At 70.5% G+C, this 16,275-nt stretch carries 15 protein-coding genes and 1 tRNA gene; 14 read left to right on the top strand and 2 right to left on the bottom strand.

Going from position 1 to position 16,275, the window contains the following annotated elements; genetic code table 11:
* Positions 1-42: 42 nt before the first annotated feature.
* Positions 43-594 carry an NUDIX hydrolase gene (locus JI751_RS20355; RefSeq protein WP_201940663.1) on the bottom strand — a complete coding sequence of 184 codons (552 nt, stop codon included), beginning with the start codon at positions 592-594 and terminating at the stop codon, positions 43-45.
* A complete protein-coding gene (locus JI751_RS20350; protein ID WP_201940661.1) occupies positions 591-1,907 on the bottom strand; it encodes a zinc-dependent metalloprotease in 1,317 nt (438 codons plus the stop codon). Before JI751_RS20350 ends, JI751_RS20355 begins: the two co-directional genes overlap by 4 nt.
* Before the next feature lie 50 nt (positions 1,908-1,957).
* Here JI751_RS20350 and JI751_RS20345 point away from each other — a divergent pair, with 50 nt between their 5' ends.
* The 14 genes from JI751_RS20345 to JI751_RS20280 all read left to right on the top strand — a co-directional run bounded on the left by JI751_RS20345 (position 1,958) and on the right by JI751_RS20280 (position 16,260).
* Positions 1,958-2,395, top strand: a complete 438-nt coding sequence (locus tag JI751_RS20345; protein WP_201940659.1) for a molybdenum cofactor biosynthesis protein MoaE — start codon at positions 1,958-1,960, stop codon at positions 2,393-2,395.
* Positions 2,396-2,437: 42 nt separating this feature from the next.
* Positions 2,438-2,674, top strand: a complete 237-nt coding sequence (locus JI751_RS20340; RefSeq protein WP_307814419.1) for a hypothetical protein — start codon at positions 2,438-2,440, stop codon at positions 2,672-2,674.
* A gap of 36 nt (positions 2,675-2,710) precedes the next feature.
* Positions 2,711-3,766, top strand: a complete 1,056-nt coding sequence (locus JI751_RS20335; RefSeq protein WP_201940657.1) for a YlbL family protein — start codon at positions 2,711-2,713, stop codon at positions 3,764-3,766.
* The gene (locus tag JI751_RS20330; RefSeq protein WP_201940655.1) at positions 3,763-4,347 is read left to right on the top strand and encodes a PPA1309 family protein; all 585 of its coding nucleotides are present in this window, start codon (positions 3,763-3,765) and stop codon (positions 4,345-4,347) included. Before JI751_RS20335 ends, JI751_RS20330 begins: the two co-directional genes overlap by 4 nt.
* Entirely contained in the window at positions 4,344-7,313 is a 2,970-nt protein-coding gene (locus tag JI751_RS20325; protein WP_201940652.1) for a UPF0182 family membrane protein, read from the top strand. Before JI751_RS20330 ends, JI751_RS20325 begins: the two co-directional genes overlap by 4 nt.
* A 48-nt stretch (positions 7,314-7,361) precedes the next feature.
* Positions 7,362-7,435 (top strand) — tRNA-Met (locus JI751_RS20320).
* 181 nt (positions 7,436-7,616) lie between these two features.
* A complete protein-coding gene (locus JI751_RS20315; protein WP_201940650.1) occupies positions 7,617-7,913 on the top strand; it encodes a DUF4193 domain-containing protein in 297 nt (98 codons plus the stop codon).
* A gap of 70 nt (positions 7,914-7,983) precedes the next feature.
* Positions 7,984-9,387 carry a cytochrome ubiquinol oxidase subunit I gene (locus JI751_RS20310; RefSeq protein WP_307814418.1) on the top strand — a complete coding sequence of 468 codons (1,404 nt, stop codon included), beginning with the start codon at positions 7,984-7,986 and terminating at the stop codon, positions 9,385-9,387.
* Complete coding sequence (locus JI751_RS20305) at positions 9,384-10,385, top strand: cytochrome d ubiquinol oxidase subunit II (RefSeq protein WP_201940648.1); 1,002 nt, start codon at positions 9,384-9,386, stop codon at positions 10,383-10,385. Before JI751_RS20310 ends, JI751_RS20305 begins: the two co-directional genes overlap by 4 nt.
* 109 nt (positions 10,386-10,494) lie before the next feature.
* Entirely contained in the window at positions 10,495-11,937 is a 1,443-nt protein-coding gene (locus tag JI751_RS20300) for a phospholipase D-like domain-containing protein (protein ID WP_201940647.1), read from the top strand.
* A 51-nt stretch (positions 11,938-11,988) separates the two neighbouring features.
* Positions 11,989-13,065 (top strand): ferredoxin reductase, encoded by a 1,077-nt coding sequence (locus JI751_RS20295; RefSeq protein WP_236666637.1) that lies wholly within the window; start codon positions 11,989-11,991, stop codon positions 13,063-13,065.
* Between the two features lie 14 nt (positions 13,066-13,079).
* Positions 13,080-14,297, top strand: a complete 1,218-nt coding sequence (locus tag JI751_RS20290) for a fatty acid desaturase family protein (protein WP_201940645.1) — start codon at positions 13,080-13,082, stop codon at positions 14,295-14,297.
* The gene (locus JI751_RS20285; protein ID WP_201940643.1) at positions 14,297-14,731 is read left to right on the top strand and encodes a hypothetical protein; all 435 of its coding nucleotides are present in this window, start codon (positions 14,297-14,299) and stop codon (positions 14,729-14,731) included. Before JI751_RS20290 ends, JI751_RS20285 begins: the two co-directional genes overlap by 1 nt.
* Positions 14,732-14,778: 47 nt before the next feature.
* On the top strand, positions 14,779-16,260 hold the full coding sequence (locus JI751_RS20280; RefSeq protein WP_201940641.1) for a sensor histidine kinase: 1,482 nt from the start codon (positions 14,779-14,781) through the stop codon (positions 16,258-16,260).
* Positions 16,261-16,275 lie beyond the last annotated feature (15 nt).

Here is a 16,275-nt window from a genome sequence, read left to right as displayed (position 1 = left end):
TGGCGGCGTGCACTACAACCCGCCGTCGGGCCTCGCCAGCAACTAGTCGCTCGGGCGCAGTCGCGCGACCGCATCCCCGATCAGCCGCCGCATGTCGGGGTAGATCTCCGGCAGCGCGTCGACCGGCCACCAGCGCACGTCGAGCGACTCCTCGCTGACGGCGTGGCGTGCGTCGCGCGGCGCCGTGGCGAGGAACCGTACGTCGAGGTGGTGCACCACCGTGCCGGGTGAGCAGAAGTGCACCTCGTGCTCGTCGAGGTCGAGCGGCACCGGGTCGAAGTCGAGGTCGGCGAGCCCGGACTCCTCGTGCGCCTCGCGCAGCGCGACGCCGGCGAGGGTGGTGTCACTCGGCTCGCAGTGACCACCGAAGGCGAACCACCCGTCCGCCTTCCGATGGTGGTTGAGCAGCACCGCGTCGGCCTCGGGCGTAAGCACGATCGTGCCCGCGGTGAGGTGGTCGGGCAGGCAGGCGCGGGTCATCGCGTCGGGCTCGGCGTCCAGGAGCGCGACGAAGCGGTCGCGGAGCTGCGCGTCCCGGGGCGTCGGCGGCTCCCACCCGGCCAGCACGGCACGGGCGTCGGCGTGGAGGGTCACCGCTCGGCGGGCCCTTCGCTGCTGTCGCCGCCGTCGAGCAGGTCGCGCAGCCCGGCATCGAACTCGTCCTCGGAGAGCGCGCCCGGGTCGACCGAGTCCTCGCGGAAGCCCAGCGGGTCGTCGAGGTCGGCGGCGGTCGGGAGCAGGTGCGGTGACATCCAGACGCCGTCGCGGGCCTCGGCTCCCTGGCGCGTGCGGAGCGACCCCCACAGCACGGAGGCGTCGCGCAGCCGGCGCGGCCGCAGCTCGAGGCCGACGAGGGTGGCGAAGGTCTGCTCGGCCGGGCCGCCGGCGGCACGCCGCCGTCGTACGGTCTCCTGCAGCTTGGCCGCGGCGGGCATCCGCTCGGCGGTGGCCTGGCTGACGACCTCGTCGACCCAGCCCTCCACGAGGGCGAGGGTGACCTCGAGCTTCTCGAGGGCGGCCTTCTGGGCCGCCGACGGCTCGGGGTCGAACAGTCTGCCGGACAGCGCCTCCTGCATCGCGGCCGGGTTGGAGACGTCGATGTCGCGGAGCTTGGACTCCATCCCGGAGGTGTCGAAGTCCATCCCGGCGCCGTACTCCGAGACCGCGCTGATCAGGTGGTCGCGCAGCCACGGCACGCCGGCGAAGAGCCGCTGGTGGGCGGCCTCGCGCAGCGCGAGGTAGAGCAGGACGTCGTCGGCCGTCACGTCGGGCACCTCCGCCGCGAACGCCTCGACGTTGGTGGGCAGGAGTGCCGCCTTGCCGGTCGGGCCGAGCGGGAGGCCGATGTCGGACGCGCTGAGGACGTCGCCGGCGAGGGCGCCGAGCCCGCTGCCGACCTGGTTGGCCACCATCGCGCCGCTGGCGCGGCCGAGCATCGCGATCAGAGGTCCGGCGAGCTGGCGCATCTCCTCGGGCATCGCCTGGCTCAGCGCGGCGGTGGCGGAGCCGGCGATCGGCTCGACGAGCACCTTCCACACGTCGATGGTCTCCACGATCCACTCGGCGCGCGACCACGCGGCCGTCGTGGTGACGCCGGAGGGGAACTCGGTGGTGGTGTCGAGCCAGTGGTCGGCCAGGCGTACGGCGTCGGCGACCGCGCTGGACTGCGCCGAGGTCACGGTCGGGTCGGGCCCCTGCGCGGCGGTGCGTCGGGCGAGGTCGATGACGGTCTCCCAGTTGATCGGACCGTCGTGCGGCGCGAAGAACGACTGCATCTGCGCCATCAGCGAGTTGAGGTCGGGCATGCCGCCGCCCGCGCCACCGAGGCCGCCCATCTGCGAGAAGATCTGCTCGAAGGGCGTGCCCTTGAAGGGGTTGTCGGAGGGGTTCTCGTCGTCGGGGCCCATGTGCCCAACCGTACCCACCGCGCCCAGCCGACGGTCCTACACTTCACCGCGTGACCGATGCCCCGTCCGACCTCGTACGACTCGTCGCGATCCGCGACACCCCGCTCGACGTGACCGAGGTCGTCGACGCGCTCGGCGACGACGGGGCCGGTGGGCTCACGTTGTTCGTCGGGCAGGTGCGCGACCACGACGGCGGCAAGGGCGTCACCGCCCTCGACTACTCCGCCCACCCGACCGCGCTCGAGCGCCTCGAGGAGGTCTGCCGCCGGGTGGCCGACGCCCACGACGTCCGGGGCGTTGCGGCCGTGCACCGGGTGGGCGAGCTGCGCATCGGCGACCTCGCCGTGGTCGTCGCCACGACCGCTGCCCACCGCGGCGACGCCTTCGCGGCGTCGCGCGACCTGATCGACACGCTCAAGTCCGAGGTGCCGATCTGGAAGCACCAGGTCTTCGACGACCAGAGCGAGGAGTGGGTCGGCACGCCGTGACGCCTGCCGTGGTGTCGTACGACGGACGCCTAGGCTCGCGGCGTGGAGATCCTGCTCTGGCTCGCGCCCGCCGTGGTCGTGACGGTCCTGGCGATGGTGTGGGTCTCCTGGGTCGGTCGGGACGGCCGCGGTGAGGTCGACCGCGACGTCGCCGTCGAGCGGCTGGGCAAGGCCCTCGGCAAGGAGCTCCCGGCCGGGACGCGGCGTACGTCCGCACCGGCGCGTGACCGGAGCACGGGCATCGCCGTGCGCCCCCGTCACACCCGTGGCCCCTCCTGAGCCGACCAGTTGCGTGCATTTGAGAGAGTTGCGCCCATGAGTCAGCGGACCAGGGCGGGGCTGCTCGCACTGAGCCTGCTGGCCGTGCTGTGGGGGATCACGTTCTTCGTGCCGCTGCCCTACGTCATCTACCAGCCCGGACCCACCGTCGACATCCTCGCGAAGGCCGACGGCCAGGAGACCGTGCAGGTCACCGGGCACAAGGCCTACTACGACGACGGCGAGCTGCGGATGACGACCGTCTTCGTCAGCACCCCGGAGGAGGCGGTCAACCTCGTCGAGCTGCTGAAGGCCTACTACTCCGACGACGACGCGGTCTGGCCGAAGTCTTCGGTCTACGCGCCCGAGGAGACCGACGAGTCCAACGACCGCGAGTCCGCCGGGGCGATGGTCTCCTCGCAGGACACCGCCGTGGCGGCCGCGCTCACCGAGCTCGGCGAGAAGCTCGACCCGATCGTCGACATCGTCGACGTCACCCCGGGCATGCCCGCCGACGGCGAGCTGAAGGTCCGCGACGTGCTGATCCGGGTCGGCGACACCGAGATCACCGAGGCGCAGGACGTCCTCGACGCGATCGAGGGCGCGCCGCGCGGGGAGCCCGTCCCGTTCGTCGTACGCCGCGACGGCAAGCGGATGACCGTCGAGGTCACGCCGGAGGAGATGGACGACGGCGCCTACCGGGTGGGCTTCACGCCCGGGGTCGGCTTCGACTTCCCCTACCGGGTGAGCGTCAACATCCCCGACCGCATCGGCGGGCCGAGCGCCGGCCTGATGATGTCGCTCGCCATCTACGACACCCTCACCCCCGGCTCCCTGACCGACGGAGCCGACATCGCCGGCACGGGCACGATCACCCCGTCGGGGAAGGTCGGGCCGATCGGCGGCATCCAGCAGAAGATCGCCGCCGCCCGCGACGCCGGTGCCGAGCTGTTCCTGGTCCCGGCCGACAACTGCGACGGCATCGGGGGAGTGGACACCGGCGACATGCGCCTCGCCAGGGCCACCACGATGCACCGCGCCGTCGAGACCCTGGCCGACTGGGTCGCCGACCCCGATGCCCCGCTCCCGAGCTGCAAGGACACTGCCTCATGACGACCGACGCACCCGACCCCTCTGGCGCGGACGCCCTGCCGGAGGACCCGGCACTGGCTGCGGCCGTGCTGGAGATCGAGGCGCACGTCGCCCAGGACGGCTGGGACCAGCCGGCCCGCCTCTACGCGCTGGTGGACACCGCCGCGCTCGTCGCGCAGGAGCCCGCCCTGGCGGCTGCGATGTCCATCGACGGTCCCGCCGACGACGGCTCCTTCACCTCGATCGAGCAGGACGGCCTCCCGCCCGGTCAGGCCCTCGAGGAGGCGTTGCACACGATCGCCTGGCCCGAGAGCGTCACCGGCTGTGCGGCGGTCATCGAGCGGCTGGTGCTCCCGCCCGACGTCGACGACGACATTCCCGACGACCCCACCGCGGCCGAGCTGTTCGCCCGTGAGCACCCCGACCGCCAGGAGGTGCGGATGGTGGCCGGCGTGACCCGCGCCGGGGCGTCGTACTGCGCCCTGCGGCTGCGCGCGCACGACGACGAGCAGTCGGTCGTCAACGGCACCGAGCTGGTGCCCGGTCTCCTCGACCTCCTCCACGCCACCTTCACCGACACTCCCGAGCAGGGGCAGGCATGAGCAATCCCTTCGACCGACCGAGCGCCGGCAGCGGCCCCGACGGCCCCCAGCGACCCACCGGCCAGCGACCGCCCACGGCTTCGCGCCGCCCGGGCGCGCTCGTCATCACGGCGATCGTGCTGGTCCTCGGCTTCATGGTGCTCAGCGGCTTCGCGTCGTTCTGGACCGAGCGGCTCTGGTTCGACTCCGTCGGCTACCGGGAGGTCTTCACGACCCTGCTGCTGACGCGCATCGGGCTGTTCTTCGTCTTCGCCGGCCTCATGGCCGCCACGGTGGCGGTCACGATGGCCCTGGCCTACCGCTTCCGTCCGGTGCTGTGGCCGGGGATGCCCGGCATGCCCGACGACGGGCTGGACCGCTACCGCGAGCTGCTCGCCCCGCGGATGACGTGGGTCATCGCCGGAGCCGCGATCGTCATGGGCCTCTTCGCCGGCGGCTCGGCGACCGGGCAGTGGCGCAACTACTCGCTGTGGCGGCACAGCCAGGACTTCGGGACCACCGACCCGTACTTCAACAAGGACGTCGGGTTCTTCGTCTTCGACCTGCCGTTCTGGCACTACGTCGTCGACTTCGTGATGGCAGTGGCGGTCGTCGGACTGCTGGCCTCGGTCCTGGTGAACTACCTCTTCGGTGGCGTACGACTGTCGGCGCGGCCGGGTGAGCGGCTCACCAGCGCCGCCCAGATCCAGGTGTCGGCGCTCCTCGCGGTCTTCGTGCTCGCCAAGGCCGTCGACTACTGGCTCGACCGCTTCGACCTCGTCACGAACTCGGGATCGATCTTCACCGGCATGGGATACACCGACGCGAAGGCGGTGCTGCCCGCCAAGGAGATCCTCGCCGGCATCGCCGTGGTGTGCGCGCTGCTCTTCCTCGCCAACATCTGGCGCCGCACGTGGCTGCTGCCGTCGGTCGGCGTGGCCCTGTTCGCGCTGTCGGCGATCATCCTCGGCCTGATCGTGCCGTCGGTCGTGCAGGCGATCCGGGTCAACCCCAACGTCCCCGACCGCGAGGGTCCCTACATCAAGGAGAACATCGACGCGACGCGTGCGGCCTACCAGCTCGACCAGATCGACGTGCGCAACCTCAGCGGCACCGGCGTGGTCGAGGACGGCCGGCTCGAGGCGCTCGACGGGATGACGAGCGGCATCCCGCTCGTCGACCCGCAGATCGTCAGCGAGATCTTCGAGCAGCAGCAGCAGGTGCGCGCGTACTACTCGGTGCCCAACGTGCTCGACGTGGACCGCTACGAGATCGACGGCACTGACCGCGCCGTCGTGCTCGGCGTGCGCGAGCTGGACCAGAGCGGCCTTGCGGCCAACGACCAGAACTGGTCGAACCTGCACACCGCCTACACCCACGGCAACGGCGTCATCGCCGCCTTCGCCAACCAGCGCCCCGAGGACGACTCCTCGCAGCAGACCGGGATCCAGTGGGCGGAGGGCGCGGAGGCCGACGAGGACACCCTCTCCCGGCTCGCCGGACCCGACGGCTACGAGACGCGCGTCTATTTCGGCGAGCAGAGCCCGTCCTACAGCATCGTCGGCCTCGACCCGGACGGGAAGGCCGTCGAGTTCGACCTGCCGCGCGGTGACCGCAGCGAGGAGGACGTCGCCACCACCTACACCGGCAAGGCCGGCGTGCCGATCGGCAACGTGTTCACGCAGCTGCTCTACGCCGTGAAGTTCAGCGAGCCCAACCTGCTGCTGTCGAGCCGCGTCCACGACAACTCCAAGATCCTCTACGACCGCAATCCGCGCCAGATGGTCGAGAAGGTCGCTCCGTGGCTGACGGTCGACTCCGACCCGTATCCCGCAGTCGTCGACGGCCGGATCCAGTGGATCCTGGACGGCTACACCGTCACCGACAAGTACCCGCTGTCGCAGCGGGAGTCGCTCGAGACGATGACCGACGACTCGCTCCAGGAGAACACCGGCTTCCAGACCCTCCCGACCGACGAGATCAACTACCTGCGCAACTCGGTGAAGGCCACGGTCGACGCCTACGACGGCACGGTCAACCTGTACGAGTGGGACGAGGAGGACCCGATCCTCAACGCGTGGGAGGCGGTCTTCCCCGACGTCGTCCAGCCCAAGGGCGACATCCCCGACGCGCTGATGGAGCACCTGCGCTACCCCGAGGACTTCTTCAAGGCCCAGCGCTACCAGTTCCAGCGCTACCACGAGACCTCGCCGTCGGCGTGGTTCGAGGGTTCCAGCCGCTGGGAGGTGCCGAGCGACCCGCAGCGCAACAGCCGCCTGCAGCCGCCCTACCGCCTGTTCACCGACACCGGTGAGGGCGACACCTGGTCGCTGACCTCGGTCTACGTGCCGCGCGACAAGGAGAACAACCTCGCGGCCTACATGGCGGTCAACAGCGACGCCACGAGCGACGAGTACGGCAAGGTGTCGGTGCTGCAGCTGCCCAACGAGCCCACGGGCGGACCGCTGCAGATCGCGAACACGTTCGCCACCAACGAGGACGTCAGCGCGGCGCTGCTGCCGTACACGACCGGTGACGCCGACCGGGTGCCCGGCAACCTCCTGACGGTGCCGATCGGCAACTCGTTCATGTACGTCCAGCCGGTCTACACCCGGCGTGACGGAGCGTCGAACTTCCCGATCCTCCGGTTCGTGCTGGTCTCCTACAACGGCAACGTCGGCATCGGCACCAGCCTCGCGTCGGCCATCGAGGACTCGCTCACCGGTGGTGGGTCGAGCACCGATCCGGAGTCGCCCGAGACCCCGACCGAGACGCCGACCGCGTCGCCGTCCGAGTCCCCGACGGCCGAGCCGACGACCCCGGCGCCGGGTGGCACCCAGGCCCAGATCCGTGACCTGCTGCAGCAGGCCGAGGAGAAGTTCACCCAGGCCGACGAGGCGCAGCGCAGCGGCAACAGCGTGAAGTGGGCCCGGCTGATGGAGGAGGGTCGCGCGCTGATCGAGGAGGCCGTCCGCCTGGCCGGCTGACCCCGATTTGGGCCCTCCCCGCCGCACCTGTAATGTTCTGTTCACCGACGCGGGGTGGAGCAGCTCGGTAGCTCGCTGGGCTCATAACCCAGAGGTCGCAGGTTCAAATCCTGCCCCCGCTACAAAGTGCACACAGCAGGTCAGAGGCGGCTTTCCGGAGAGATCCGGGAGGCCGCCTCTGACTCTGTCTCGGGCTGGGGCGAGCAGCTGCTGGTGGACCGGTCATCGGTGGACAGGGCACTGCCCACCCTCCTGCGTACGACAGAATGCGCTCGCCCCGACGGATAGGACCAACTTCCCACCATGGCTACTGACTACGACGCCTCGCGCAAGAGCGAGGAGGAGCAGAAGGAGGAGAGCCTCGAGGCTCTCCGCCTCGCTGCGACCGACAAGGACACCAGCTCCGGCAAGATCGACGAGGACGAGACCGAGGCTGCCGAGTCCTTCGAGCTGCCCGGTGCGGACCTGTCCAACGAGGAGCTCAGCATCGAGGTCGTCCCGAAGCAGGACGACGAGTTCACCTGCAGCGTGTGCTTCCTCGTCCACCACCGCAGCGCGCGCGTCTCGGAGGACCCGCTCGTCTGTCGCGACTGCGCGTAGTCCCTCACAGCGATTGTGAAAGTTTTCACAATCGCTGGTGATCCGGCGTTCGGCGAGTCAACGTGGAGGGGTGCTGAGTCCCGCGCTCGTCGACACCGTCCAGTCCCTCGTGGCCACCGCGGCCGAGCCCGCGGGGCTGATGCCGGCCCGCCAGCAGATGGCCCTGTCGCTCGGCTGGCACATCATCCTGGCCTGCTTCGGCGTCGCCTTCCCGGCGATCATCTTCGTGATGCACCTGCGGGGGATCCGGCGTGAGGACCCGGTGGCGCTCGAGCTCGCGCGCCGCTGGGCGAAGGTGTCGGCGGTGCTCTTCGCCATCGGCGCGGTCTCCGGCACGGTCCTCAGCTTCGAGATGGGGCTGCTCTGGCCGGGGCTGATGGGGACCTACGGCGACGTGCTCGGCCTGCCGTTCGCCTTCGAGGGGCTCGCGTTCTTCGTCGAGGCGATCTTCCTCGGCATCTACCTCTACGGCTGGGGCCGGATGCCGGCGCGGCGCCACGTCCTGATGGTCCTGCCGATGGCGGTCACCGGGATCATCGGGGCCTACTGCGTGGTCGCCGTCAACGCGTGGATGAACGTGCCGAGGGGCTTCCGCCTCGTCGACGGCGAGGTCACCGACGTCCAGCCCTGGACCGTGCTGTTCAACCAGCACGCGTTCCTCCAGTTCGCCCACATGTGGGTGGGCGCCTACATGGTGGTGGGCTTCAGCATCGCGGGCGTGTACGCCGTCGGGATGCTGCGCGGACGACGCGACCGCCACCACCGCCTCGGGTTCATCGTCCCCTTCGTCTTCGCGTCGGTGGCGGCGCTGACCCAGCCGTTCGTCGGGCACGTGCTCGGCTTCGGCCTCGACGAGCGCCAGCCGGCGAAGCTCGCCGCCTTCGAGCTCGCCGAGACGACCGAGAGCCCGTCCCCGCTGCGGCTCGGCGGGGTGATCGTGGACGGTGAGGTGCGTGGCGCGATCGACATCCCGGTGCTGGGCTCCCTGATCGCGATGAACTCGCCCACCGCACCCGTGCCGGGCCTCGACACGATCCCGGAGGACGAGCAGCCGCCGGTCAACCTCACGCACCTCGCGTTCCAGACGATGATCGGGATCGGCACCCTCCTCGCCGCCGGGGTCGCGTGGTTCTGGTTCCAGCGCCGGCGGGGCCGTGACCTGCTCGAGCGTCGGTGGTTCCTGCGCGCCGCGGCCGCCGCCGGTCCGCTCGCCGCGATCGCACTCGAGTCCGGGTGGATCGCCACCGAGGTCGGTCGCCAGCCGTGGATCGTCCATGGCGTGATGCGCACGCCCGAGGCCGTCGGCGACCACACCTCCGCGCTCTGGTGGCTGCTGGGGATCTCGACCGTGATCTACGCGGCGATGACGGCGGGGGCCGTGGTGGTCCTGCGGTCGATGGCCCGCCGCTGGCGTGCTGGGGAGAGCGACCTGCCGAGTCCGTACGCCCCTCCGGTCGAGGAGGTGCGGCAGTGAGCCTGGAGGTCGGGGTCGCGGCGGCGATGTTCGTCGGCGTCATCGCCTACGCCGTGCTGGGCGGGGCGGACTTCGGGTCGGGGTTCTTCGACCTGACGGCCGGCGACAGCCGCCGCGGTGCAGAGCTGCGGACCCTCGTCGACCACAGCATCGGGCCGGTCTGGGAGGCCAACCACGTCTGGCTGATCTACGTGCTGGTGATCTGGTGGACCGGCTTCCCCGAGTCGTTCGCCGCCGCGATGTCGACCCTGGTCCTGCCGCTGCTGCTGGCGCTCCTCGGCATCGTCCTGCGCGGCGCGAGCTTCGCCTTCCGCAAGTACTCCGCGACCCTGGGACAGGCGCGGTTGTTCGGGGTCGTCTTCGCCGTGTCGTCGATCCTCACCCCGTTCTTCCTCGGCACCGTCGCGGGCGCCATCGCCTCGGGCCGCGTGCCGTTGGACGGCGCGGGGGACCGGTGGTCCTCGTGGCTCAACCCGACGTCGCTGTTCGGCGGCGTGATCGCGGTCGGCACCTGCGCGTTCCTGGCGGGCGTGTTCCTCACCGCCGACGCCGACCGCAGCCACCGGCAGCGGCTGACCGAGGACCTGCGGACGCGCACGCTGGTCGTGGGGCTGGCGACCGGTGCCGTCGTGTTCGCCGCGCTCGTCCCGATCCTCGAGGACGCCCCGGTCCTCGGCGAGGGGCTCACGGGCCGCGCCGCCCCGCTCGTCGTGCTGTCGGCGGTCGCCGGGTGCGCCACCCTCCTGCTGCTCGTACGCCGTCGCTTCCGCGCCGCGCGCTGGACCGCCGTCACCGCCGTCGCCTCGGTGGTCTCGGGATGGGGCGTGGCCCAGTACCCGTGGCTGCTCGTCGACGAGGTGACGATCGTCGACGCCGCCGGCGCGTCCGCGACCCTATGGGGACTCGTCGTCGCGGTCGGGCTCGCGGTCGTCGTGGTGGTCCCGCCGCTGGCGTACCTGCTGCGGCTGACCCAGACCGAGGAGTGGACCCGGCACTGACCTCCGGGGTTTTCGCGGGTCCGGTTGATACAAGTAGGTGCAAGCAGTGACAGTCTCCGCCTCCCAGCGGGATCGTGCGCCATCCGGCGCAGCTCGAAAGGTGTGCCCGTTGTCCCGGATCCCGACCCTGGTGCTCGCCGCCTCCCTGGTGCTCGGCACCGCGCTGGCAGGCAGCACGACCGCGTCAGCGGTCCAGCAGACCTCCGGCGCCTCGACGCAGCAGGTGGCCGTGAAGAAGCAGGCGCCGAAGCCGCCCAAGGGCTGGCGGAAGTGGGACGCGCCCCGCGGACCCTTCTTCAACGACCCGCACCTGGCGAAGGGCCACTTCACCATCGAGAAGAAGCTCGTCCAGACGATCAAGCACACGCCTCAGGGGTCCTACATCCGGATCGCGGTCTACTCGTTCGACCGGGTCAACGTCGCCGACGCGCTGCTCGCCGCCTACCGGCGCGGCGTGAAGGTGCAGATCCTCCTCAACGACCACTGGGACACCGGGGCGATGAAGAAGATCCGCAACGTGATCGGCACCGATCGCAAGGCGAAGAGCTTCATCTACAAGTGCAAGGCCAGCTGCCGCAGCGCGGCCAACGAGTTCAACAACCTGCACTCCAAGCTCTACCTCTTCAGCCAGGCCGGCAGGACCACGGACATCGTCGCCACCGGATCGCACAACCTGACGCGCAACGCCGACATCCACCAGTGGAACGACCTCTACTTCATGTCCGGCGAGCACGAGATCTTCCGCCAGTTCGTCGGCCTCTTCAACGACATGAAGAACGACTACAACACCCGGCAGGACCCGCTCTTCTTCTGCGGTGTCCCCACCGGGGCCACCTGCGACGACTCGGTCGACAAGCACACCGTCTGGGCGTTCCCCCGGGTGAGCGGGCCGAAGAACGACCTGGTGATCGACACCCTCGACAAGGTGCAGTGCCTGACCCCTGACGCGGAGGGCAACGTCGTACGCACCAAGCTGGCGCTGTCGATGCACACGATGCGTGGCAACCGGGGCAACTACCTCGCCGCGGCGATCCGCAAGAAGTGGGCGCAGGGGTGTGACGTGCGGGTGATGTTCGGGCTCATCGGCTACCACACCAAGGGTGTCATCGCGGCGCCCACGGCCCGGGGCCGCATCCCGCTGCGCTCGACCGGGATGGACTACAACCTCGACGACAACTTCGACCTCAACAGTGACGGCGTCGACGACCTGATCCTCGACTACTACAGCCACCAGAAGTACCTCGTCATCCAGGGCACCTACAACGGCGTCCCCGGCACCGAGATGACGATCACCGGGTCGTCCAACTGGGCCAGCCTCAGCACCGCCAACGACGAGATCTGGCTGACCATCCGGGGCGCGAAGGTCGCCAAGAAGTACCTCGCCAACTACGACTACCAGTGGAACAGCCCGCGGAACACCCGCAACGCCTACACGACCTCCTACGCGAACTTCCGCGTGAAGCGCGACGGCCGCTGGGTCACCGAGCGCCGCAAGGTCACCACCCTCACCCCGGAGAACTACGCGACGGGTCTCTACTGGGAGGACGACTGATCCACCCCCACGGGGGTTGACCGGCCCAGTGGACAAGTGTTCACTGGGCTGATGTCGACCAGCACCGTCCCGTGGGACCGGGTCCGCCGAGCGGGCTCCAAGCTCACCACGCCGCTGCATCCCGACGACTACCTGCGCCTGCTCAACCCGCTCTGGACCTCGCGCGAGCTCCGGGGCCGAGTCGAGAAGGTGGTCCCGGAGACCGAGGACGCGGCGACGCTGGTGATCCGGCCGGGGTGGGGCTGGCGCTGGGACCACCGCCCCGGGCAGTACATCGGGATCGGCATCCCGGTCGACGGGAAGTTCCAGTGGCGCTCCTACTCGGTGAGCTCGCCGACCAGGCAGCGTGGCCGGACCATCGCCATCACCGTCCGGGCGATGCCCGAGGGCCTGCTGTCGTCCCACCTCGTCAACGGCCTCGAGCCCGGCACGATCGTCCGGCTGGCGGCGCCCGAGGGCGACTTCACGCTGCCCGATCCGCCACCGGCCCGCATGCTGTTCCTCGTCGGGGGCAGCGGCATCACGCCGGTGATGTCGATGCTGCGCACCCTCGACCGCCGCAGGAGCATGCCCGACGTGGTGCTCCACTACTCCTCGCCGACGCCGGAGCGGATGATCTTCCGCGACGAGCTGCGCGCCCTCGAGGCGGAGCACGACGGCCTCCGGCTGCACCAGCTGCACACCGACACCGACGGGATGCTCGACCTCGCCGACCTCGACGCGATCTGCCCCGACTGGCGTGAGCGCGAGACCTGGGCGTGCGGGCCGGCACCGATGCTCGACGCGATCACCGAGCACTACGCGGACGCCGGTCTGGAGGACCGGCTGCACGTCGAGCGGTTCTCCCTCGAGCTCGGGGGAGAGGGCGGCGAGGGCGGGACGCTGACGTTCCGCAACTCCGGCAAGACCGTCGAGGTCGACGGGGCCACGACGATCCTCGAGGCCGGCGAGGGGGCAGGTGTCGGGATGCCCTACGGCTGCCGCATGGGCATCTGCCACACCTGCACGGTCACCCTGGTCTCGGGCACGGTCCGCGACCTCCGCAACGGCGACGACTACGGACAGCCCAACGAGCAGGTCCAGACCTGCGTCACCGCCGCCGTCGGTGACTGCACCTTGGACATCTAGGAGAGGAAGCCGTCATGGCCATCGCCGACGTCACGGAGTACACCCACCTCAGCGAGGAGGACGTGGAGCAGCTCGGTCGCGAGCTCGACGCCATCCGCGCCGACATCGAGGAGTCGCGCAACGCCGCCGACGCGGCGTACATCAACCGGCTGATCCGCCTCCAGCGCGGCCTCGCCGCGGGCGGCCGGGTGGCGATGCTCGCGAGCTCCTACAGCAAGCGGGCCGGCAGGCCTGCGCTCGTCGCGGGCGCAGCCATGCTCGGGGTGGCCAAGATCCTCGAGAACATGGAGATCGGCCACAACGTCATGCACGGCCAGTGGGACTGGATGAACGACCCGGAGATCCACTCGAGCAACTGGGAGTGGGACACCGCCCAGCCGGCCGAGCAGTGGAAGCACTCCCACAACTACGTCCACCACCAGTTCACCAACGTGCTCGGCCACGACAACGACATCGGCTACGGCATCCTCCGGATGGCGCGTGAGCAGAAGTGGCACCCCGCCAACCTCGGGCAGCCGGTCTACAACGCGCTGCTGGCCGCGCTCTTCCAGTGGGGCGTTGCCCTGCACGACCTCGACATCGAGCGGATCCGCAAGGGCGAGAAGGACCCGAAGGAGATGAAGCGCCAGCTGCGCCAGATCCTCCGCAAGGGCCGCAACCAGGTCCTCAAGGACTACGTCGTCTACCCGGCGCTGTCCGGCCCGGCATGGAGGTCGACGCTGAAGGCCAACGCGGCGGCCAACGTCACCCGCAACCTGTGGTCCTACGTGATCATCTTCTGCGGGCACTTCCCCGACGGGGCGCTGCACTTCACCGAGGAGGAGCTCGAGGACGAGACCCGCGCCGAGTGGTACCTGCGCCAGATGCTCGGCTCGGCCAACTTCGAGGGCGGCCGCACGCTGCACGTCCTCAGCGGCAGCCTCGGCTACCAGATCGAGCACCACCTCTTCCCCGACCTGCCCAGCAACCGCTACCCGGAGATCGCGGTCAAGGTGCGCGCGCTCTGCGAGAAGTACGACATCCCCTACACGATCGGGCCACTGCACCGGCAGTACGGCCAGGCGCTGCGCACGATCATCAAGCTGTCGGTCCCCAACAGCTGGACGACCAGCGACCAGCCCGAGCCGCCGAGCCCGGTGCGTGACCGCAGGCGGAAGTCCGACGCCGAGCGGCCCTCACGCCGTCCCGAGCTCGGCGCCTGGTCGCGCAGCCCGCGGGAGCGGAGCGCCTGATGGACGCGGCTCCCCGCTCGTTCGACGAGCTCCCCACCGATCCGGCGTACGGCGTCCCGGTGCCGTTCGCCGCGGGCACGGAGGCCGGCGCCACGATCGGCGCGCTCGACAAGCGCCGTGTCACGCAGTGTGCGCTCAGCCGGGTCTGCGGCGTGTGCGGCGCGACGCTGGGTCGGCCGCTCGCCTTCGTCGGACCGCGCCGTGAGCTGGACCGGCTGTCGTTCCACTTCCCGCCGACCCACGTCGACTGCGCGGAGTCACTGCTGGAGGCGTACGCCGACGTGGTCGACCCGGTCCTCGGCCAGGTCGCGCCGCCCGGAGAGTGGGTGGTCGTGACAGCGGCGAGCTTCGAGTTCGTCCGGCCCGGTCGCGACGACGTCGACCGCCGCCCGGTCTTCCGGCCGAACGGTCCGGCTCTGGCCGGGATCGCCTGAAAGAAGCCGCTTCGTCTGCCATCATGCAGCGGACCGAGGAGGCGGACATGGGAGACCCGACGCTCGACACCCACGTCGACCGTGGGCGCGACGAGCTGCGCCTCGTGCGCCGGCTGCTCGACCAGCTGCCGGCGCTCGTGGCCTACTGGGACGCCGACGGCCGCAACGTCGTCGCCAACCACGCCTATGTCGACTACTACGGCATGGACCCCGCCGACCTCCGCGGGATGCACATCAGTGACCTCCTCGGAGACGAGCTCTACGCGCGCAACCTCCCCTACATCTCGGGCGCACTGGCCGGTCGCGAGCAGATCTTCGACCGCACCCTGGTGGACCGGCACGGGATCACCCACTACATGCAGGGCTCCTACGTCCCGGACATGGCGGGCGACGTCGTGCGGGGGTTCTTCGCCCTGCTCACCGACGTGACACCGCGGGTGGAGGCGCAGCGGGCGATGGACCAGGCCGAGTCGATCGCCCGTCTCGGCAGCTGGGAGCTCGACGTGTCCACCGACCGGGTGACGTGGAGCCGCAACCTCTACGAGATCGTGGGCCTCGACCCGGACGACGACGCGCCGCGCACGCTCCCGGTCCGGATAGTGCACATCCACCCCGACGACGAGGACCGCGTGCTCGCCACCGTCGAGCGGGCCGTGGAGACCGGCCTGTCCTATGCGTGCCACTACCGCATCCTCACCGTCGGGGGTCACGAGCGGGAGGTGGTGAGCACCGGCCGACCCGTGCGCGGCCACGACGGGCGCGTCACCCGGATCAACGGCACGATGCAGGACGTCACCGAGGCCAACGCCGCCGCCCGGCACCTCGCCCAGGTCAACGACGAGCTGCGTCGGGCCAGCGAGCTCAACGCCGACGTGCTGGCCATGCTGGGCCACGACGTACGCACCCCGCTGACCGTCGTCCTCGCGAACCTCGAGGACCTCGAGCACGGGTGGGCCACCCTGGACGACGACCAGCGACGCCACCGCGTGTCCCGGGCGCGGGCCGCCTCGGAGCGGCTGGCGGCACTCGTCGAACGGATCCTCTCCCTCGCCGCGATCGACGGGAGCACGATCGCCCCGGTGCGGGAGGACCTCGACCTGGCGGCCGAGGTCGCCGAGGTCGCCTCGGAGTCGGCGCTCCCGGGACACCCGGTGGTCGAGGTCGTGCCCGATGCTCCGTCGACGATCTCCTTCGACCGGGTGCACCTGCGCCAGGTCCTCACCAACCTGCTCACCAACGCCTACCGCTACGGCGAGGAGCCCGTGGGGATCTCGGTGTCGCGCGAGGCCGACCGGGTGGAGGTCGCGGTGACCGACTCAGGCCCCGGGGTGGCGCCCGATGAGGTGGGGTCCCTCTTCACGCGCTTCGCCCGCACCGGTCTGCGCCAGCTCGCCGCCGGCGGCACCGGCCTCGGGCTCTACCTGGCCGCTCAGCTCGCCGAGGCCAACGGCGCGACGCTGACCTACCGGACGGACGGGACCGGAGGCGCCCACGCCTTCGTGCTGAGCATCCCCCTTCCCGTCACGTGAGCCGCTGCGCTCGGC

The organism is Nocardioides baculatus (genome assembly GCF_016735675.1).
GTDB classification, from domain to species: Bacteria; Actinomycetota; Actinomycetes; order Propionibacteriales; family Nocardioidaceae; genus Nocardioides; species Nocardioides baculatus.
This window is presented reverse-complemented; position numbering and strand designations above follow the sequence as displayed.

Bases quoted from the DNA above. Each gene is read 5' to 3' on its own strand.
- JI751_RS20335 (WP_201940657.1), top strand. From the start codon at position 2,711: ATGAGTCAGCGGACCAGGGCGGGGCTGCTCGCACTGAGCCTGCTGGCC.
- JI751_RS20325 (WP_201940652.1), top strand. From the start codon at position 4,344: ATGAGCAATCCCTTCGACCGACCGAGCGCCGGCAGCGGCCCCGACGGC.
- JI751_RS20350 (WP_201940661.1), bottom strand. From the start codon at position 1,907: ATGGGCCCCGACGACGAGAACCCCTCCGACAACCCCTTCAAGGGCACG.
- JI751_RS20330 (WP_201940655.1), top strand. From the start codon at position 3,763: ATGACGACCGACGCACCCGACCCCTCTGGCGCGGACGCCCTGCCGGAG.
- JI751_RS20295 (WP_236666637.1), top strand. From the start codon at position 11,989: ATGTCGACCAGCACCGTCCCGTGGGACCGGGTCCGCCGAGCGGGCTCC.
- JI751_RS20285 (WP_201940643.1), top strand. From the start codon at position 14,297: ATGGACGCGGCTCCCCGCTCGTTCGACGAGCTCCCCACCGATCCGGCG.
- JI751_RS20280 (WP_201940641.1), top strand. From the start codon at position 14,779: ATGGGAGACCCGACGCTCGACACCCACGTCGACCGTGGGCGCGACGAG.
- JI751_RS20315 (WP_201940650.1), top strand. From the start codon at position 7,617: ATGGCTACTGACTACGACGCCTCGCGCAAGAGCGAGGAGGAGCAGAAG.
- JI751_RS20290 (WP_201940645.1), top strand. From the start codon at position 13,080: ATGGCCATCGCCGACGTCACGGAGTACACCCACCTCAGCGAGGAGGAC.